General features: G+C 71.0%; 17 protein-coding genes. 11 read left to right on the top strand and 6 right to left on the bottom strand.

Annotated elements, in window-relative coordinates:
* Positions 1–670 precede the first annotated feature (670 nt).
* The 6 genes from ACWGE1_RS18355 to ACWGE1_RS18330 all read left to right on the top strand — a co-directional run bounded on the left by ACWGE1_RS18355 (position 671) and on the right by ACWGE1_RS18330 (position 6,817).
* A complete protein-coding gene (locus ACWGE1_RS18355; protein ID WP_453421531.1) occupies positions 671–1,333 on the top strand; it encodes a DedA family protein in 663 nt (220 codons plus the stop codon).
* Positions 1,334–1,342: 9 nt separating this feature from the next.
* Positions 1,343–2,506, top strand: coding sequence for a sensor histidine kinase (locus ACWGE1_RS18350; protein ID WP_453421530.1), 1,164 nt, complete (start codon positions 1,343–1,345; stop codon positions 2,504–2,506).
* Positions 2,497–3,141, top strand: a complete 645-nt coding sequence (locus tag ACWGE1_RS18345) for a response regulator transcription factor (protein WP_453421529.1) — start codon at positions 2,497–2,499, stop codon at positions 3,139–3,141. Before ACWGE1_RS18350 ends, ACWGE1_RS18345 begins: the two co-directional genes overlap by 10 nt.
* A gap of 430 nt (positions 3,142–3,571) precedes the next feature.
* Positions 3,572–4,342 carry a hypothetical protein gene (locus ACWGE1_RS18340; RefSeq protein WP_453421528.1) on the top strand — a complete coding sequence of 257 codons (771 nt, stop codon included), beginning with the start codon at positions 3,572–3,574 and terminating at the stop codon, positions 4,340–4,342.
* 574 nt (positions 4,343–4,916) lie between these two features.
* Positions 4,917–5,612 carry a VC0807 family protein gene (locus tag ACWGE1_RS18335; RefSeq protein WP_453421527.1) on the top strand — a complete coding sequence of 232 codons (696 nt, stop codon included), beginning with the start codon at positions 4,917–4,919 and terminating at the stop codon, positions 5,610–5,612.
* A complete protein-coding gene (locus tag ACWGE1_RS18330) occupies positions 5,609–6,817 on the top strand; it encodes an aromatic ring-hydroxylating oxygenase subunit alpha (protein WP_453421526.1) in 1,209 nt (402 codons plus the stop codon). The genes ACWGE1_RS18335 and ACWGE1_RS18330 overlap by 4 nt, the downstream gene beginning before the upstream one ends.
* A gap of 455 nt (positions 6,818–7,272) precedes the next feature.
* Here ACWGE1_RS18330 and ACWGE1_RS18325 read toward each other — a convergent pair whose 3' ends face one another.
* Both ACWGE1_RS18325 and ACWGE1_RS18320 read right to left on the bottom strand, forming a co-directional pair.
* A complete protein-coding gene (locus ACWGE1_RS18325; protein ID WP_453421525.1) occupies positions 7,273–7,497 on the bottom strand; it encodes a hypothetical protein in 225 nt (74 codons plus the stop codon).
* 33 nt (positions 7,498–7,530) lie between these two features.
* Positions 7,531–7,692 carry an RICIN domain-containing protein gene (locus ACWGE1_RS18320; protein WP_453421554.1) on the bottom strand — a complete coding sequence of 54 codons (162 nt, stop codon included), beginning with the start codon at positions 7,690–7,692 and terminating at the stop codon, positions 7,531–7,533.
* 443 nt (positions 7,693–8,135) lie between these two features.
* Between ACWGE1_RS18320 and ACWGE1_RS18315 the strand changes: the two genes are divergently transcribed.
* Positions 8,136–8,615 carry a MarR family winged helix-turn-helix transcriptional regulator gene (locus ACWGE1_RS18315; RefSeq protein WP_453421524.1) on the top strand — a complete coding sequence of 160 codons (480 nt, stop codon included), beginning with the start codon at positions 8,136–8,138 and terminating at the stop codon, positions 8,613–8,615.
* Positions 8,616–8,960: 345 nt separating this feature from the next.
* Positions 8,961–9,434, top strand: coding sequence for a sulfatase-like hydrolase/transferase (locus ACWGE1_RS18310; RefSeq protein ID WP_453421523.1), 474 nt, complete (start codon positions 8,961–8,963; stop codon positions 9,432–9,434).
* Positions 9,435–9,574: 140 nt separating this feature from the next.
* Here ACWGE1_RS18310 and ACWGE1_RS18305 read toward each other — a convergent pair whose 3' ends face one another.
* The gene (locus tag ACWGE1_RS18305) at positions 9,575–10,120 is read right to left on the bottom strand and encodes an EF-hand domain-containing protein (protein ID WP_453421522.1); all 546 of its coding nucleotides are present in this window, start codon (positions 10,118–10,120) and stop codon (positions 9,575–9,577) included.
* A 331-nt stretch (positions 10,121–10,451) separates the two neighbouring features.
* A complete protein-coding gene (locus tag ACWGE1_RS18300; RefSeq protein ID WP_453421521.1) occupies positions 10,452–11,498 on the bottom strand; it encodes an SDR family oxidoreductase in 1,047 nt (348 codons plus the stop codon).
* 608 nt (positions 11,499–12,106) lie between these two features.
* Here ACWGE1_RS18300 and ACWGE1_RS18295 point away from each other — a divergent pair.
* Entirely contained in the window at positions 12,107–12,547 is a 441-nt protein-coding gene (locus tag ACWGE1_RS18295) for a hypothetical protein (RefSeq protein ID WP_401284979.1), read from the top strand.
* Positions 12,548–12,579: 32 nt separating this feature from the next.
* Here the strand turns inward: ACWGE1_RS18295 and ACWGE1_RS18290 are convergent, their stop codons facing one another.
* Entirely contained in the window at positions 12,580–12,774 is a 195-nt protein-coding gene (locus ACWGE1_RS18290) for a hypothetical protein (protein ID WP_453421520.1), read from the bottom strand.
* A gap of 15 nt (positions 12,775–12,789) precedes the next feature.
* On the opposite strand from ACWGE1_RS18290, the gene ACWGE1_RS18285 reads away from it, so the two are divergent.
* Positions 12,790–12,918: a hypothetical protein gene (locus ACWGE1_RS18285; protein ID WP_453421519.1), complete on the top strand. Its 129-nt coding sequence runs from the start codon at positions 12,790–12,792 to the stop codon at positions 12,916–12,918.
* 747 nt (positions 12,919–13,665) lie between these two features.
* Here the strand turns inward: ACWGE1_RS18285 and ACWGE1_RS18280 are convergent.
* Positions 13,666–14,301: a hypothetical protein gene (locus ACWGE1_RS18280; RefSeq protein ID WP_453421518.1), complete on the bottom strand. Its 636-nt coding sequence runs from the start codon at positions 14,299–14,301 to the stop codon at positions 13,666–13,668.
* Positions 14,302–15,270: 969 nt separating this feature from the next.
* Here ACWGE1_RS18280 and ACWGE1_RS18275 point away from each other — a divergent pair.
* Positions 15,271–15,441: a chaplin gene (locus tag ACWGE1_RS18275; protein ID WP_314254469.1), complete on the top strand. Its 171-nt coding sequence runs from the start codon at positions 15,271–15,273 to the stop codon at positions 15,439–15,441.
* Positions 15,442–15,709: the final 268 nt, after the last annotated feature.

The following is a 15,709-nucleotide window of genomic DNA, read 5'->3' as shown; positions in this document are numbered from 1 at the left end:
GCACGGTGAGTCCGGGAAACCCGAGCAGGAGTCCACCTGCGGTGGCCCCTTTCATGAGTTCGCGCCGAGAGAGCACCACGTCGTCCGCCTCCTGGGGTGTCAGATCCCCCCTTCACCGACGGGGATTCTGGTGGCTGGGAGGCAGGGGGTAGGCGACCGACGCGTGATTGCCGCCGAACGGGCCAACGAGTCCGTGCATGGCTGGCGGTGCGACGCCGGATCGTGATCCCTGATCATGTCCGTGTGGTGGGGAACGGGTCTCGTGCAGCGATCATCAGCGATCGGAGGATCACGGGGCTGCCGGCCGAGGTGATCGCGGAACTCGTGGCCGAGGTCGGTCCGTTGTGGCACGAACGGCATCAGGCGGGACCGGAGTCCAGGCCGCGGAAGCGGGCCGTCGGGGCCAGCGCAAAGCACCGGCCGGCCTTCATCGACCGGCTCCTGGCCACGCTCGTTCAAGAGCGGCGAAGCCATTCGGCACACCAACACCGCTGACAGCAAGCGCTGACACGGCGGACCGGCGGCTCGCGGCGCCCCGTCGCGGCCCCGCGGTTTTCCGCAGGGGCGCCGGGCGGGAACGCGCATACCGGCCGCGAGCTGCGGTTCCTAGGTTGGTGAGGGTCGTCCGGCGGGTCCGCCGGGGGACCTTCCCCTGAGACCTGGAGGGCTCATGACGCCGTTCTCGACCACTCTCGCCCAGGAGCCCGCCAACGGCATCGCCGGCTGGGCGGCCGGCCTCGTCGACACGCTCGGCGGGCCGGGCGCGGGCCTCGCCATCGCCCTGGAGAATCTGTTCCCGCCACTGCCGAGCGAGGTGATCCTGCCGCTGACCGGCTTCGCCGCCGGGCAGGGCGTGCTGAGCCTCGCCTCCGCCCTGTTCTGGACGACGCTGGGTTCGGTGGTGGGCGCGCTGGCCCTGTACGGGATCGGGGCGCTCTTCGGCCGGGAGCGGATGCACGCGCTGTGGGCGCGGCTGCCGCTGGTGAAGGTCTCGGACCTTGAACGGACCGAGGCGTGGTTCCGGCGGCACGGCGCGAAGGCGGTGCTCCTGGGCCGGATGGTGCCGATCTTCCGCAGCCTGATCTCGGTACCGGCCGGGGTGGAGCGGATGCCGGTCCCTCTCTTCCTCCTGCTCACCACCGTGGGCAGCCTGGCCTGGAACAGCGTCCTGGTCCTCGCCGGCTACACCCTCGGAGACCGTTGGGAACTGGTCGAGTCGTACGTGGGCGTGGCCTCCAAGGCCGTCGTCGTCCTCGTCATCGCGGCCGGCGCGACCTGGCTGACGGTACGGCTCCGGGCCCGCGGGGCGGCCGCCCGCCACCGGCGCGCATAGGGTGGGGGCGTGAGCGGGGGCGAACGGGGCGCCGCAGGAACGCCGTCGGCGGTCCGGCGGACGGTGGGGGTGCTCGCCGGATGCCTGACGGCGCCGGCCGGCCTGCTGTACCTGCTGCTCGCCGGGGTGCCGCTCGGCGCCTTCCTGCTGTGGCCGCGAACGCGGCCGTACGCCCTCGGGGTCTTCGGCTCCGGCGCCCTGCGGCTCGTGGAGGTGGAGCGCAGGCGGCGGACCTGCTTCTTCGGCGACCGGTTCCCTGAGACGTACGGGGGCGAGGGCGTGGTCCGGTATCTGGCGGTCCGGTCCTGGTCGGGGCTCATGTGTGGGGTCGTCCTGGGGCTGCTCGGCTTTGGCCTGGTGCTTGCGGGGCTGCTGGCCGGCGGGGTGGTGCGCGGGACCATCGGGGCCGCGGAGCTGCTGATGCAGCTGGTCCTCGGGGGCGTCCTGCTGTTCCTCGGTCTCCAGGGGCTGTCTGTGCTGACCGCGCTCGACGCCCGGTTGGCCCGGGAGTGCTTCGGGCCGTCGGAACGGGAGCTGCTGCGGCGCCGGATCGACGAGCTCTCGGTCAGCCGAGCCGCCGTCGTGCGGGCGGTGGATGTGGAGCGGCGGCGGATCGAGCGGGACCTCCACGACGGGGTGCAGCAGCGGCTCGTGGCGCTCGCGATGCTCATCGGGCGGGCGCGCCGGGGCGGCGGGCGGGATCCGGAGCGGGCGGCGGAGCTGCTGGGCCAGGCGCACCGGGAGGCCCAGGAGGTACTGGCCGAACTGCGCGAGGTGGCCTGGCGGGTGTACCCGTCGGCGCTGGACAGCCTCGGCCTGGAGGAGGCGCTCGGCGGGGTGGCGCAGCGGTGCGGGCTGCCGCTGCGGATCGCGTACGAGGTGGCGGGGCCGCTTCCCCGCCCGGTGGTGACAGCCGCGTACTTCGTCGTCTCCGAGGCCGTCACCAACGCGGCCAAGCACTCCGCCGCCTCGGCCGTCTCGGTGCGGGTCGCGGGGCCGCCCGGCGGCCCGCTCACCGTGCGGATCGAGGACGACGGTCGGGGCGGCGCGGATCCGGCGGGCAGCGGCCTGACCGGGTTGCGCGGACGGGTCTCCGCGCTCGACGGCGTCCTGCGGATCGACAGCCCCCTCGGGGGACCCACCACCATCGTCGCGGAGCTGCCGTGCGTGTGATCCTGGCCGAGGACTCGACCCTGCTGCGGGAGGGCCTGGCCCGACTCCTCGTGGAAGAGGGGCACGAGGTCGTCGGGGCGTTCGGCGACGCGGTGACGCTGGTCGCCCAGACGGAGACACTCCGCCCCGACGTGGCCGTCGTGGACATCCGGATGCCGCCGACCCACACCGACGAGGGGCTACGGGCGGCCGTCGAGATCCGCGAACGGCTGCCTGGGACCGGCGTCCTGGTCCTCTCCCAGCACGTCGAGCGGAGCTACGCGGCCCGGCTGCTCGCGGCCGGCGCGGAGCGGGTCGGCTATCTGCTGAAGGATCGGGTGGCGCAGGTCGAGGAGTTCCTCGACGCGCTGGAGCGGATCCACGCGGGCGGCGCGGCGATCGACCCGGAGGTCGTACGGCAGCTGGTGGTGCGCAGCGCGCACGCCGATCCGCTGGCCCGGCTGACCCCGCGCGAGCGGGAGGTGCTCCAGGTGCTCGCGGAGGGGTGCACGAACACGGCCATCGCGCGGCGGCTGCACCTTTCGCTGAGCGCGGTGGAGAAGCACCTCAACTCGGTCTTCGACAAGCTGGAGCTGCGCGGGACCGAGGGCCACAGTCCCCGGATCCTCGCGGTGCTGCGGTATTTGGAGGCCTGAGGGTTGTCCCGTATCGGTCCGGGGCGGCGGCAGGTCGGCGCGAGCGGGGCCGTACTCTTCGCTCGGTGATCGGGCGCGCTCCGGTCGATTGGTCGGGATCGTCGCGCCCTCGGCCTTGATGCGCGCCGCGTTCGTGGTGACGGCTCGCCGCCGTCACCACGGCCGCCGCCAAGACCCCCGCACCCGCGGCCGGTGCCGGGGTGGCGGCTGACGACCCTTGGGCCACGGCCGGGAGGCAGCGGGTGGTGACGGTACCGGTGGAGTGCCCAGGAGTGGCTGCGGGACGGTGACGCCGTGATCGTCGAGGAGCTTTTCCACGACACGGAGTGATATTTGCGCAGGACAGGGCGCTGCAGAGCCTCAGGTCCGATGCAGGTTCGTAATCACCGTCCTCTGCAACCGTCCGGCCGGCCTGCAGGTCAATCAGTACATGCTCTCTCCACAAGTCCTCAGCAAAGGTGACCAGTTCACGGTCCTGCGGCCCGACCGACTGACGACGACGGAGGGCCGGGTGAAAACGCACATCCCTCTGGCCGCCGTCCAGGAGGTACTGCCGGACGGCGACAAGGCCCTGCAGATCGTTTTGACCGACGGGGTGACCCGGCGACTGCCGGGCGGCAACGAATACGCCACCTCGGCCTTCCTCGCCGCCCTGATCGCCGCCCTGCCCGACCGGCGGGACCCGGCCGGGAGCGCCCTCATAACGACCGAGGAGGGCGGGACCGTGATCAAGGTTTGGCAGGTGTGGACCGGTGGCGCGGCCCTCCTCGCGGTCTTCGCGGGCTACGTCTGGTGGACCGGTTCCACCCACGGCGACGGGATGGGGATCGCCGCCTTCTTCGGGGCGCCGTCGGTCATCCTCGGCGGACTCTTCACCGCCGTCGCCGTCATCAGCGCCAGGGACCGGGCGGTCCTCCGCCGACGCGGCATCACCGTCGCGGCCGCCCGGCACTACCATCCGAACGGCAAGCGGGCGAGCTGGTACACGTTCACTGACATCAGCGGCAACGAACACACCACCAGTTACGGTTCAGGCCGCGTCACGGAGGAGATACACGTCGTCTACGACCCGGAGAACACCCGGCTCAACGCCGCTGTGGAGCCCCTCTTCACAACAGTCCTGAAGCACCTTTCCGGTGGGGGCGTCTCGCTGACGATCCTCGCGTTGGGGCTTTGGGGAGTTCTCGCCCCGTACATCTGACCGACGCCGCCGGTGGAGGGGCAAACCGGCGAACGTATCGACGCTCACCCTGGAGGACGGACGGAGGGGCTGGACGGGGCAGCGGTGGTGATGGGACGAGGCAGCCGACGACGGCCCGCCGGGGGAGTGGCTGACCTCCCACGTCATGCTCGGGCCCAGCACACGCCGAGTGCGGCGAGCTGCGCCTGGTCGAGCTTGTCGCCGGCGCTGCTTCTCGTTGCCGATCCGGATCCCGGTGCGGTGCTCGCTGCCGTCGGGGAGCCGCTCGACGACGACCCGCCCCGGCATGCCGTCTTTCCGCGATGTACTGCGTGAGGGCCTCCAGGCCCTTCTGGAACGGCTCGCCGCCCGCGCGTGGCCCGGAACGCCGCGGCCGTCCTCGCCGGGGCCTCGCGGGCGTGTACGCCGACGCTGCTGCTCCTCGTTCAGCCGGCCCGGTCCCGCAGCTCCGCACCTCTTGAGGCCAGCCGCCCACCATCGGCAATTCACCTCAATCAGTACATAAAAGTATGTACGCGGCATATCGTCCATCGTGTCGATTCGGTGATCTTCGACGGTCCCTACGGTTTTTCGTATGGCATCACTGAACGGTGGGACCGGAACACAAGACATGCCGGCGTGGCGGACAGTGGCCACTCCGATCCTGTTCGCCGTGGCTCTTCCACTGGCCGTGTTCTACGTTCTGCGGTCGCAGGGGATCAGCCAGTGGCTGGCACTGACGCTCAGCGGGGCGGTCCCGGCGGTGCGCATGGCCGTCGAGGTCGCCACACGGCGTCGCGTGGACAGCTTCGAGGCGTTCATGATCGGCATGCTGGCGGTGCGCATCGTGACGTCGCTGCTCGTCGGCAGCCCCCGGGTCATCCTCATCAAGGACGCAGGCCTCGCGGCGGCCGCCGGGCTCTGGATCCTGGGCTCGCTTCTCGTGGCGAGGCCCTTCGCCTTCCAGGCCGGCCAGTCCTGGCACGGGCCCGCCGCCGCGCGCACCCGGGAAGCGGCCTGGAGCGTCTCGCCGACGCTGCGCAGCGGACTGAACCGGCTGACGGTCCTGTGGGGCTGCACCCAACTGCTGGACTGCGGTGCAGGAGTGCTCGTCGCCCTGCTGCTTCCGGTGGAGTCGGTTCCGGCACTCAACCGGGCGAAGGGACTGGCGCTGCTGTGCGCCGTCGCCCTCATCACCGTCTCCTACAGCCGCCGCTACAGGCGGCGGCACGCACTGTCCCTCTTCGGTTCGTCACCCCTGATCACCAGAAGAAAGGGCTCATCACCATGACTCTCGACCAGGCCAAGGCCAAAGAGCCTGCGGCCCCGTCATCCCCCGCCCCCGAGGCGCTACGAGCGACGCTCGCGGAGCTGCGGCGTCTGGCCGAACTTCCGCTCGAACGCGGCCAAACGCTGCCACCCCGGGCCTACACCTCCCCCGAGCTGTACGCATGGGAAGTCGAACGGATCTTCCGGCGGGAGTGGCTGTGCGTGGCGCGGGCCGAGGAGATTCCACAGCCGGGGAGTTACCTGCGTTTGGACATTCTCGGCACGCCGCTGGTGATCACCCGGGACGAGGAGGGCGAGCTGCATGCCCTGTCCCGGGTGTGCCGCCACCGGTTCATGGACCTCCTGCCGCCGGAGACCGCGCCCGAGCGCGGTTGCCTGGAACGGCTGACCTGCCCCTATCACACCTGGACCTACCGGCTGAACGGCCAGTACGCGGGGCAGCTCGCCGGTGCTCCATTGATGCAGCGGGTCGACTTCGACCGGGCCGGCTGCCGACTCCCGGCGCACCGCGTCGAGGTCTGGAACGGCTTCGTCATGCTCAACCTCGACCCCGGCGCGGCGCCGGCGGCTCCCGAATTGCAGGGGCTGGACCTGCGGCTGAACAGCCATGGCATCGAGAACTGGGTGAGCGTCCACACCCAGACCTGGGAGGGCGTACCCGCCAACTGGAAGGTGGCGGTGGAGAACGGTTCCGAGAACTACCACCACATGGGTACCCATGCGCAGACCCTGGATCCGGTGCTGCCGGGCCGGGACACGGAAGTCGACGAGTGCGACGGCCGCTGGTTCACCATGTTCACCCCGCTGTCGAACCCCGAGGCGGGCGGCAGGGGCCTGGGAAGGCATTCACGATCCGGCCGGGGACCGCGGCCGGGGATGCTCATCGCCGGAATCTTCCCGCAGTTCGTCCTGGCGGTCCTGCCCGACAGCGCGGTCAGCATCCGCTGGATGCCCACCGGTCCCGCCACCCACGACACGCGGATCACGGCCATGGTTCCGCCCGAGGTGCCGGACACACCCGGTTTCGCGGAGCAGTTGGTCGGCATACGCGCCCAGATCGCCCGGATCCAGGAAGAGGATCTGGTGGCCGTCCGCGGCGTTCAGCGCGGCATGGCCTCCCACCCGGCCCCGTCCAACGGCCGGTTCTCCCATCTGGAGCGCCCGCTGTGGCAGTTCCAGCGCTACCTGGCGGAGCGACTGCTGTGACCGGTCGCGGAGGACGTTCTGGCCGGGCTGAGCCTGGGCATGCCCGTCGAGGAGCACCTGGCGGAGCTGGTGAGGGGCCTGGACGCCGGGTGGAAGCAGCTCGCCGAACGCCTGGAGGGGGCGGGGCCGCCGGTGTGAATGCGTGCGGCGATGGCGCCGGACGGGCGTCAGCCAGGACGGGGCGGGTGTCCCTGCTCGCCCTGCCCAGCCGTAGTGCTCATGGCTGTCACGAGGTGAGCAGGCTGCTGCCCGTCGGGCGCCGATCCCGAAGAGGGCCGGCTGCCACGGACGTGCCTGTTCACATCCACCCCGGCCCGGCCGGGCGTTGTACCGCACCTCACGAGCCTGCCCGAGGGCTCCCTGCGCCGGCCCACACGTGAGCAGCACACCGAGCCCTCAACGGCGCCCCGCCCCCATTTCGTCCGCGGCCGAGCCGTCGGTCCCGCCGTCCGCGCTCAGCGCTTGATGACGACGTAGATTTTGTCCGGCTCGCGCAGTGCCATCAGGCCGCCCGAGACCAGGCAGGCGATGAAGGAAATCAGCATCCCCTGAGGCGTCCATGTGGCGATCGAGATGATCAGTCCGATGAAGCTGAGCCCCAGCATGTAAGGGGACAGCCATACGAGCAAGCCCAGGATCAAGAGTCCGATGAGGATGTAGAGCAAGACCGTGCCGGTCATCTGAGTTCACCATAATTCTTCACGTACTTGACCTCATTTGTTGCAGTGCCAGAGGATCGGCTTGGCGCCGTTCGCGACGCTGTCCTGGCGGTCGAGGCAGTACCCGTTCGCCTGGTTGACAAGAGTCTGGCGGCCATGGATGTCCTGGCCGATCAGCCATTTCTGGTTGGCGCCGCCGTTACGGTCACACGCGATACGGCGGATCCCGGAATCCCGTCACCTCGAGCGTCGAGACACCGGAACGAACCCTGATTCTGGAACACGTATCCATTCACTGCGGCGGACGTGGGGGTGGCCGTAGCCGCGGTGGCCCCGAACAGAGCCAAGGCGCACGCGCCAACGGCCATGGACCGCCGCATCGACGTGGCAGGAAATACTTGAACATGATTCCCCCGTGGCTGCCGATGAGCAGCCCCTGAAACGAACAAGTTGAGAAGATGATCTTAGTGGACGGCGGTAGGAGCTGGACCAGTAGCCCTGCCTCCCTCGACGCTGGGTCGACGAGCGGACCTGGGCCTGGATGACGCATGTCCGCCGCCAGGCACGCGGCTACGAACGGCTCGAAGCTAGCCGCTCGACTTGAAGCGTCAAGTGTGGAGGATTGGATTTTGCTTGAAGGGTCAAGTTAGGATGAGGTCATGGATACGCATGAGCCCCGCTGGCTGGACGCCGATGAGAGGCAGACCTGGCTCTCCCTGGCCGCCATGGTGATCAACTTGTCGAACGCTCTGGACGCCCAGTTGCAGCGCGACGCCCGGATCAGTCACTTCGAGTACCAGGTCCTCGCCACCCTGTCGGAGGCCGCAGAGCGCACCATGCGCATGAGTGAGCTGGCGGTCATCACCAACGGCTCGCTCTCGCGCCTGTCCCACGTGGTCAAGCGCCTGGAGAAGCAGGGCTGGGTGCGCCGCACCCCCGACCCGGACAACGGCCGCTACACCCTGGCCGTCCTCACCGAAACCGGCTGGGACAAGGTCGTCGCCACCGCCCCGGGCCATGTCGAGGAGGTCCGCCGCCTCGTCTTCGACCCGCTCACCCAGGCCCAGCAGCGGACCCTGCGCGCCATCGGCCACCGCGTCAACCAGGCCATCGACCCCACCGGCACCTACCCGGAATGACGGTGCGCCCACCCACCGGTCCGGCCCGCCCCGCGGAAGGCTCATCGTGTGCCCGACATCCGCGGCCGGCGCCTACGACGATTTCCCAGCTCGCCAGGACGCTGTGGCCGAGCGGCTGGACTGGGTCACTCACCGACTGCGCGAGCGGCACCTCGGCTTCATGAGCAGCATCCTGTCTGGGCCTCTGCGGGCGATGCGGATCACCCGTCCGGCCGTGGTCGGCCGCGTCCCGAACGGTCCCGACCGATTTCTCGCCCTAGATTCGACGACGTCCGTACCAGTGCGCGCGAGGCGGTCAACCACCGCCCGACCCCCCGTCGACGCGTGGCGAGCGAAGGGCAGGGCATGACCGGTCGCCCCAACATCCTGCTGATCGACACCGACGAGGAGCGCGCTTCCCTGCCCCGTCCCGAGGGGTACTCGCTACCGGCCCGGGAACGGATCGCGGCCCGCGGCACCACCTTCGAGCGCTACTACACCGCCTCGGCGCAGTGCAGCTCCGCCCGATCGGTGATCTACACCGGCCAGCACCTGCCGCTCACCGGGATCTACGACAACGACAACATGCCCTACATCCGCCCCCTCGACCCCGCGCTGGGCACCCTTGGCACCATGCTCCGCGCGGCGGGCTACTACACCACCTACCAGGGCAAGTGGCACCTCTCGAACTGTTATGTGACACCCGAAAACCCCGGCCCGACCACCGACGCCCTGGAGCCCTACGGCTTCAGCGAGTTCAACGACTGGGGCGACATCGACGGTGGCGCCTGGGCCGGCCTCAAGCTCGACCCCGTCATCGTCGGCCGCCTACGACGTTGACGGTTGGACGGCGTTGGGGCCGGACCTCCGGTACGCCTCGCCGACGACGACCAGGCCGAAGACGTCCGTACAACTGACGTGTCCGGGGTCCGGGCGCGCTGCCGTGCTGAGCAGCGGACAGCGCACCCGTGGGCAGGGCGTCAGATCCGGCCGAAGAGCAGGTTGCCCGGGGCGTTGTCGTCCTTGCTGAGGAAGAAGTCCTGGAGGGCCTGGGCCAGTTCCTTCTCGTCGACGAAGCCGTCACCGTTGCGGTCCAGGCGGGCCATCGCTGCCTCGTGGTCTTCGCCCTGTACGCCCAGCGCGAGGTGGGCCTTGGCGATCTCCTCGCGGTCGAGCCTGCCGTCGCCGTTGGTGTCGCACAGGCCGAAGATGACCTTCGCGACCGGCTGCATCAGCTGCTCGTAGCCTTCGCCGGTGAGCACGCCGCTGGTCAGGCCGTGGGCGTACTCCTCGCGGCTGACGGCGCCGTCGCCGTCCGTGTCCAGGTTCTCCCGCAGGCCGTTCCACAGGCTGCCGTAGACCTCGGCGAGTTCTACGAACTTCGGCGATCCCGGGGCGTGGCCGAACTGGTCGGCCATCCGGGTGACGATCAGGTCGAAGTCCTCCTTGGTGATCCTGCCGTTTCCGTCGGTGTCGATGAGGTCGAAGTGCCGGTTGATCTTGCGAGTCAGGAGATCGGTAGCCATGGGAACGCCCTCCGTTGCCTACGTAGCGTGATGATGCGGAACGCAGAGTACACATGTGGATGGATGGCGCACCCGCCGCTCAACGCCCAGGCCCGGCCCCGGGCCCCGAACGGACCGCTCCCCGCGCCGTGCGCAGGGGCAGCGGAGGGGCGACGGCGGTCACCCGGACGAGTGGACGCAGAACGGCCGTGCAGCAGACGGGACGAGACCGCCACCGGCTTCGGCCTGGACGGTGGCTCATGCCCGTCACCCGGCGCCGGGCCGATGCCGGAAAGAGGTCGCGGGCCCGGCCCAGCTCTGCTGTGTCAGGTGCGGTCGTTGCCAGGGGGAGTCATCGCGCCACTTCCGGGTGCGGGCGGGAACGCCGCAGCAGCCAGGTGAGGTCGCTGGCGAGGAGGGAGTGCGCGAGCGCGTTGTCGAGAGCGGGCCGCCCCGGCCGGCCGCTGCCGAAGGACGTGGGGAAGGGCTCGGGTCCAAGGGCCAGGGATGCCACATACATGGTGGCCATGCCGCGCTGGTGGGCCCGGCGCAGGTCGCCCCAGCCGGGGTAGTCGGCCACCTCGACGGTGAAAGGGTCCAGCTGGAGCGGTGGCGGGATGGGGCGGCCGGCGGCGGCGAGGGTCTGCTGGAGGACCTGCGACCACTGGGCCCAGGTCAGCGCGGCGGGGCCCGCGGTGGCCCAGAACTCGCGGGGCAGCGGCCGTCCTTCGACCGCGTCCAGAGCCAACTGGTGGACGGCCTGGGCGACGTAGTCGCGCGGGACCATGTCGACCAGGTGGTCGGGGTGCCCGAACACGGCCGGCAGCAGTCCGCTGGACATCATCGACAGCGTCTGGTGCATGGTCTGCCGCTGGGGCATCGAGCCGTCGCGGGAATCCCCCATGACGACCGAGGGGCGGATGATCGACCAGGGCTGGGCGCACTGGCGGACCCGCTCGTCGGCGGCGGCCTTGGAACGGTGGTAGAACGAAGGCCGGGCCGGGGTCAGCGCACCGATCTTCGCCTCGCGGGAAGCCTGCGTGTGCCGGTCGGCGAAAGCCGTCGACACATACAGCAACGGGCACCCGGCCGCCTCCGCCAGTGCGGTCATCTCGGCCGCGCCGCCCTCGTTGACCGCGTGCAGGTCCTGCGCGGAGGCGGTGTAGTCCACGTTCCCGGCCATGTGCACGATCACGTCCGCGCGCTTGGCCAGAAGCGCGAAGGAGCCAGCCTCCAGGCCCAGCCGCGGAGCCCTCAGATCGACCGCCACCTGCTCGCAGTCGGCATCCAGGGAACGGCGGCCCGTCAGGGCCACCACCTCGAACGAACCCGTCAGTAACGGGAACACCCCGGCGCCGACCACTCCGGACATACCGGTAACCAGCGCGACTGGCCTCATCAACGATCACCCTCCGTGGCCTGGAACAGTCCGGCCACCGTAGCCAGCCGGTCACCGACGACTCCCACGACCGTTGAGCCGACCGGGTGAACCCGCGGGCCCTACCCCGGGCGCCGCCGCTGGAGCTTCACCCGGTCGAGCGGACCACACGACGCGGGCAACGCGGGCAGTGCCGGGCAGCGAGCCCGCCAGGACCACCGGATCACCTTTGGCTCGAAGCATCGCAGCGCCAACCGCTCACCGGCCTCCACCCAACCGCCGCCGGCAGTGACCGGGTGTGCCTGGCGGAGGTGGCGCGGATCGCCAGGGCGGGCCGGGCCGCGGTAGCGAACTGGCGCCGCCGGCACCCCTTCGAGGGGGTGCGGTTCGCGGAGGTGTGGGGGAGCCGTGACGTTCTGGACGTGGTGCTCGTCCGCCCGAATGCCGTGGCGGAGGTCAGCGCCGATCGGGCCGTTGACCGAGGCGTTTTCCGGCACCCGCTCAGGTTCCAGCGGCTGCGAACGTGACCGTGGACGACGTCCCGCGGCTCGGCCAGGGCCCCGGCCGGTGTCGGGACCTTGCCAGGGCCCTGGTGCGCGGGTGGCGGTCGGGCAGGCTAGTTTGCTCGGATGAGTCTCCTTGATGATGTGGCCGAGCGCGACGGCTGGCAGTGCTGGGTGTGTGACGAACCGGTCGACCCCGACGAGTCGGTGAACGACCCGCGGGGGCCCAGTGTCGACAGCCGGACCGCCGACCGGAAGGCCAAGGTGGCCGAGCGGCTCGCGCACCGCGGGTGCAACACCCGCAAGGGTGCGGTCAAGGTGGTCATCGCCTGGCCGGAGCGCCTGTACGTAGTCGAACCCGCACCGTTGATCGCCGTCGCCGAGAGGCTGGAGCGCAAGGGCGGCCGCGAGATGGTGGGCCGTTGTCCGACCAGGAAGGACGCCCAGGAGGCGGCGGACTGGCTGGTGGACCGGTTCTCCCGACTGGTGCCGGGAATGCCGGTGACCGCCGACATCCAGGCGGGCGGCGGCCAGTTCCTCGTCATCCTGGCCACCGGCCGCCGCTGACCGGGGATCACCCACACACGTCGAGATGGTGGTCATCTGCCCGCCGCCGCGCCCGCTGCGCCGCCGGTGCGGGAGGCCGCCGATCCGTGGGCTGCGCCCGAGAGTACGGACGCGAAGCGCTCCTGGGGCCCGTTGACCGAGGCCTGAATGTCCCCCGCGACCTCGACCTCGGTGACCGGGCCCGCGCCCTGGAACAGCTGAAAGTGCAAGGGCAGCCGGCCGCGCACTCCCAGATGGTGCCAATGGTCAAGGACGCCCTGCCGGAGCGCGAGGCGGGCCTCCTGGTCGGCTCGTGCCAGTGGCCGCCGCTGGCCGCCCGCATTCTGGACATCGGCGAGAGCGACGGGCCCCAGGCCGTCGGCGCGCAGTAGCTTTGGCGGCCGGCCCCCGCGACGGGAAGCATGGTATCCGCCGGGATGCGTGTCCGGCAGGCCTGGTGGGTGTTCGCCTGGGAGGATCGTCGGGGCTGGAGCCGGGGGATCCGCTGTGAAGTGACTGCCCTTGCGGCTCCTCCCCGTATGCCCCCGGCCGGCACCCCCCCCCCCGCTGGCCGGGGCCCGCCCCGGCCAGCCCACCCCCCCCGGCTGGTCGGGGCTCCTCCACGCGGAGGGGAGGGATCGACTCACAGGGTCCGTTGCCACTGGTGCCTGAGCCCTGTTCCGGTGCTGGGCCAGGTGCTTCTCCGGCAGGGGTTGGGCGTCGAGGAGTGCCCACCAGGCGTGGCCGTCGTGGTCGGTGTGGGCGCCGCAGGCGTCGACGGTGCGCAGTACCGCCACCTCCGCCGGAACGGGTTCCACGTCGTCCTGTTCGCCGGTCTGGTGGTTGAGGACCATGACGAGGATCTTGTCGTCCTGGTCGGCGAGGTGGACGCTGACGCGTTTCCCGCCGGCTGCCACGACCGTGTGGACGAGGCCGTGGACTGTCTTGAGGAAGTCGTGCTCGTCGAGCAGCGGGTAGTCCCATTCGGCGACGGCCGGCGCAGCCTGTGCGGCGGCCTTCTCCGCCGCCCACTGGTCCGCGCGGAACGTCAGCACCCTCGCCCGCCGGCTGGTGACGACCAGCCGGGGCGGCACCCCGGTGAGCGATTTCGGCTTCGTCGCGGGCTGTGGCCGCGGCGGTCAGTGTTCGAGGTCGGCGCGCATGGCGGCGAAGAGGCGGGCGGCGTCGGCCGGGGTGGTGCGGGGGAAGAGCGCGACGGCGGCGGTGGTGGTGTCGGACCAGCCGCAGATGACGTTGGTGGCGTTGGCGGACTCGGGCAGGCTGAGGCACTCGAGGGATCCGCCGAACGGTCCGGGCTGGTACGGCTTGGCGGTGGTGGGGGTGCCGGTGGAGCCGTTCTGCAGCGCGTAGTCGATCAGGCCGCGCCAAAGGTGCTCGCGACGCTTGTTCGGGTCCTCGGGAACGCTGTCGACGCCAACGAAGAGGATGCGGCGGCCGGAGGTCTGCCCGGCACGGTTGTAGTCGGCGACCACCAGGTGCATGCCGTCACGCATCTCGCCCGGGTCAACCGGGACGTCGGAGAGAGCGCTGGCACCGGTGGCCTTGGTGAGCCCGCCGGCGGTGGCGGCCTCGGCCAGCGTGTGCTTGCCCGAACCGGCGGGCGAGGTGGAGGAGGCGGGCGCGGAGACAGGGGCGGAGGCGGCGGGAGGGGCGGGAGGGGCTTCGGCTTCGGCTGCGGGGTCGCAGGCGGTCAGCGTCAGCGTGGTTGCGAGGGCGATCGTGGCGAGGAGGGCGCGGGGACCACGGATGGGCATGGCAGAGTCTCCCGGGGTGTGGCGGTCGGCTGGGCTGCTGGGCCCAATGGCCGCACGCTAGTGGCCGACTGGGCGGGCGGGTGCCCCGAGCCCAGTTCCCTTACAGCACCGGGACATGGCGGTGACGCAAGAGCCTGGTGATGACGGGCACGGTGGTTCGAGTGTTGCGAGCCACGGCCGGTAGGCGCTGGACGGGGGAGCGGTGGTGATGACGGGCAGGCGGCGCTGTACCGGCGCCGCTGTGCTGGCGGGGACGGCGGCGCGTGCGGCTCGTGGGCCGACAGGGCCGGGCACGAGACCGTCGTCCTGTCCTTGAGCCTGCCTGCCGGCCGGAACGGTGGCGCTGGCCAGCTCGTGGCGCGGGTGCTCTGCACCCTCCGCGCCCCCGCTCTGCCGGCGCCCGACACCGCTGGGCGGCCGGGGTGCTCGGCCCCGCCGGGAGGCGGACCGGGAGCGGCTGGCGCGGCTGCTGAATGCGATCAACGAGCTTGCCGATGCCCTGGCCGGGCTGGCCGGGCTGGCCGGGGAGTGGTCGGAGTCCGAGCAGATCGTCCTCGACGGGCGGCCGGATTCCCGGGCCGCGAGTACCCGCCGCCAGGCCACGACCACCCGGGCTCGTGAAGACGGAGCGTCGCGGGCACGAGGGCGAGGGTGCGGGTGCGGGGGTCCGTAGGGCGCCTTACGGAGCGACTGGGCAGCTCAGGTAGTCGGGAATGGCGGCAGGGCCAACCCGGTGTGTGCGGGTCGGCTGCGGTGTGCGCGTGGCACCCGAACGGGTCGGCCACCGTGTCCATGCACCCGGCTGGGCCGTTGGAAGGGACGAGCGCCCGGCATGGGCCTGTCTGCCCGGCCCACGGCCGGTGCCCGCTCAGCTCACCGTTTCGACGCACATCCTGAAGGAGACCCCCAGTGAAGAAGACCACGGCCGTCATCACCGCGACCGGCGCCATCCTCCTCGGCGCGGCGGGCATGGCCTCCGCCGACGCCGGCGCCCACGGCGCGGCCATCGGCTCGCCGGGTGTTCTGTCCGGCAACCTTCTCCAGGTCCCGGTCCACGTTCCCGTCAACGTCTGCGGCAACACCGTCAACGTCATCGCCCTGCTCAACCCGTCCTTCGGCAACACCTGCGTCAACGCCTGATCCGGCCCCAGCAGCGCACCGGGGAGCCTTGCCGTCTCCCCGTGTGACACGTGAGCGCGGCCCCGGCTTCCTCCCCGGTCGGCCGCGCTCACGCACATTCACCCCGCTGCACGGCTCCCGGTGCGGACGCGTGCACGGCTCCGATCCCGGCCCGCCGGCGCCGGACCCCCGACCCAGGCGGGAGCCCAGCGACGGGCTCGAGCGGGGAGCTGTGAGCAATACACCACTCAGGTACACTACTAAGGCAAAAGACTAGTACTGGGGTGTA

This window comes from Streptomyces sp. NPDC054932 (genome assembly GCF_053610205.1).
The sequence above is the reverse complement of the archived record's forward strand: the minus strand, read 5'-3'. Positions and strand labels throughout refer to the sequence as shown.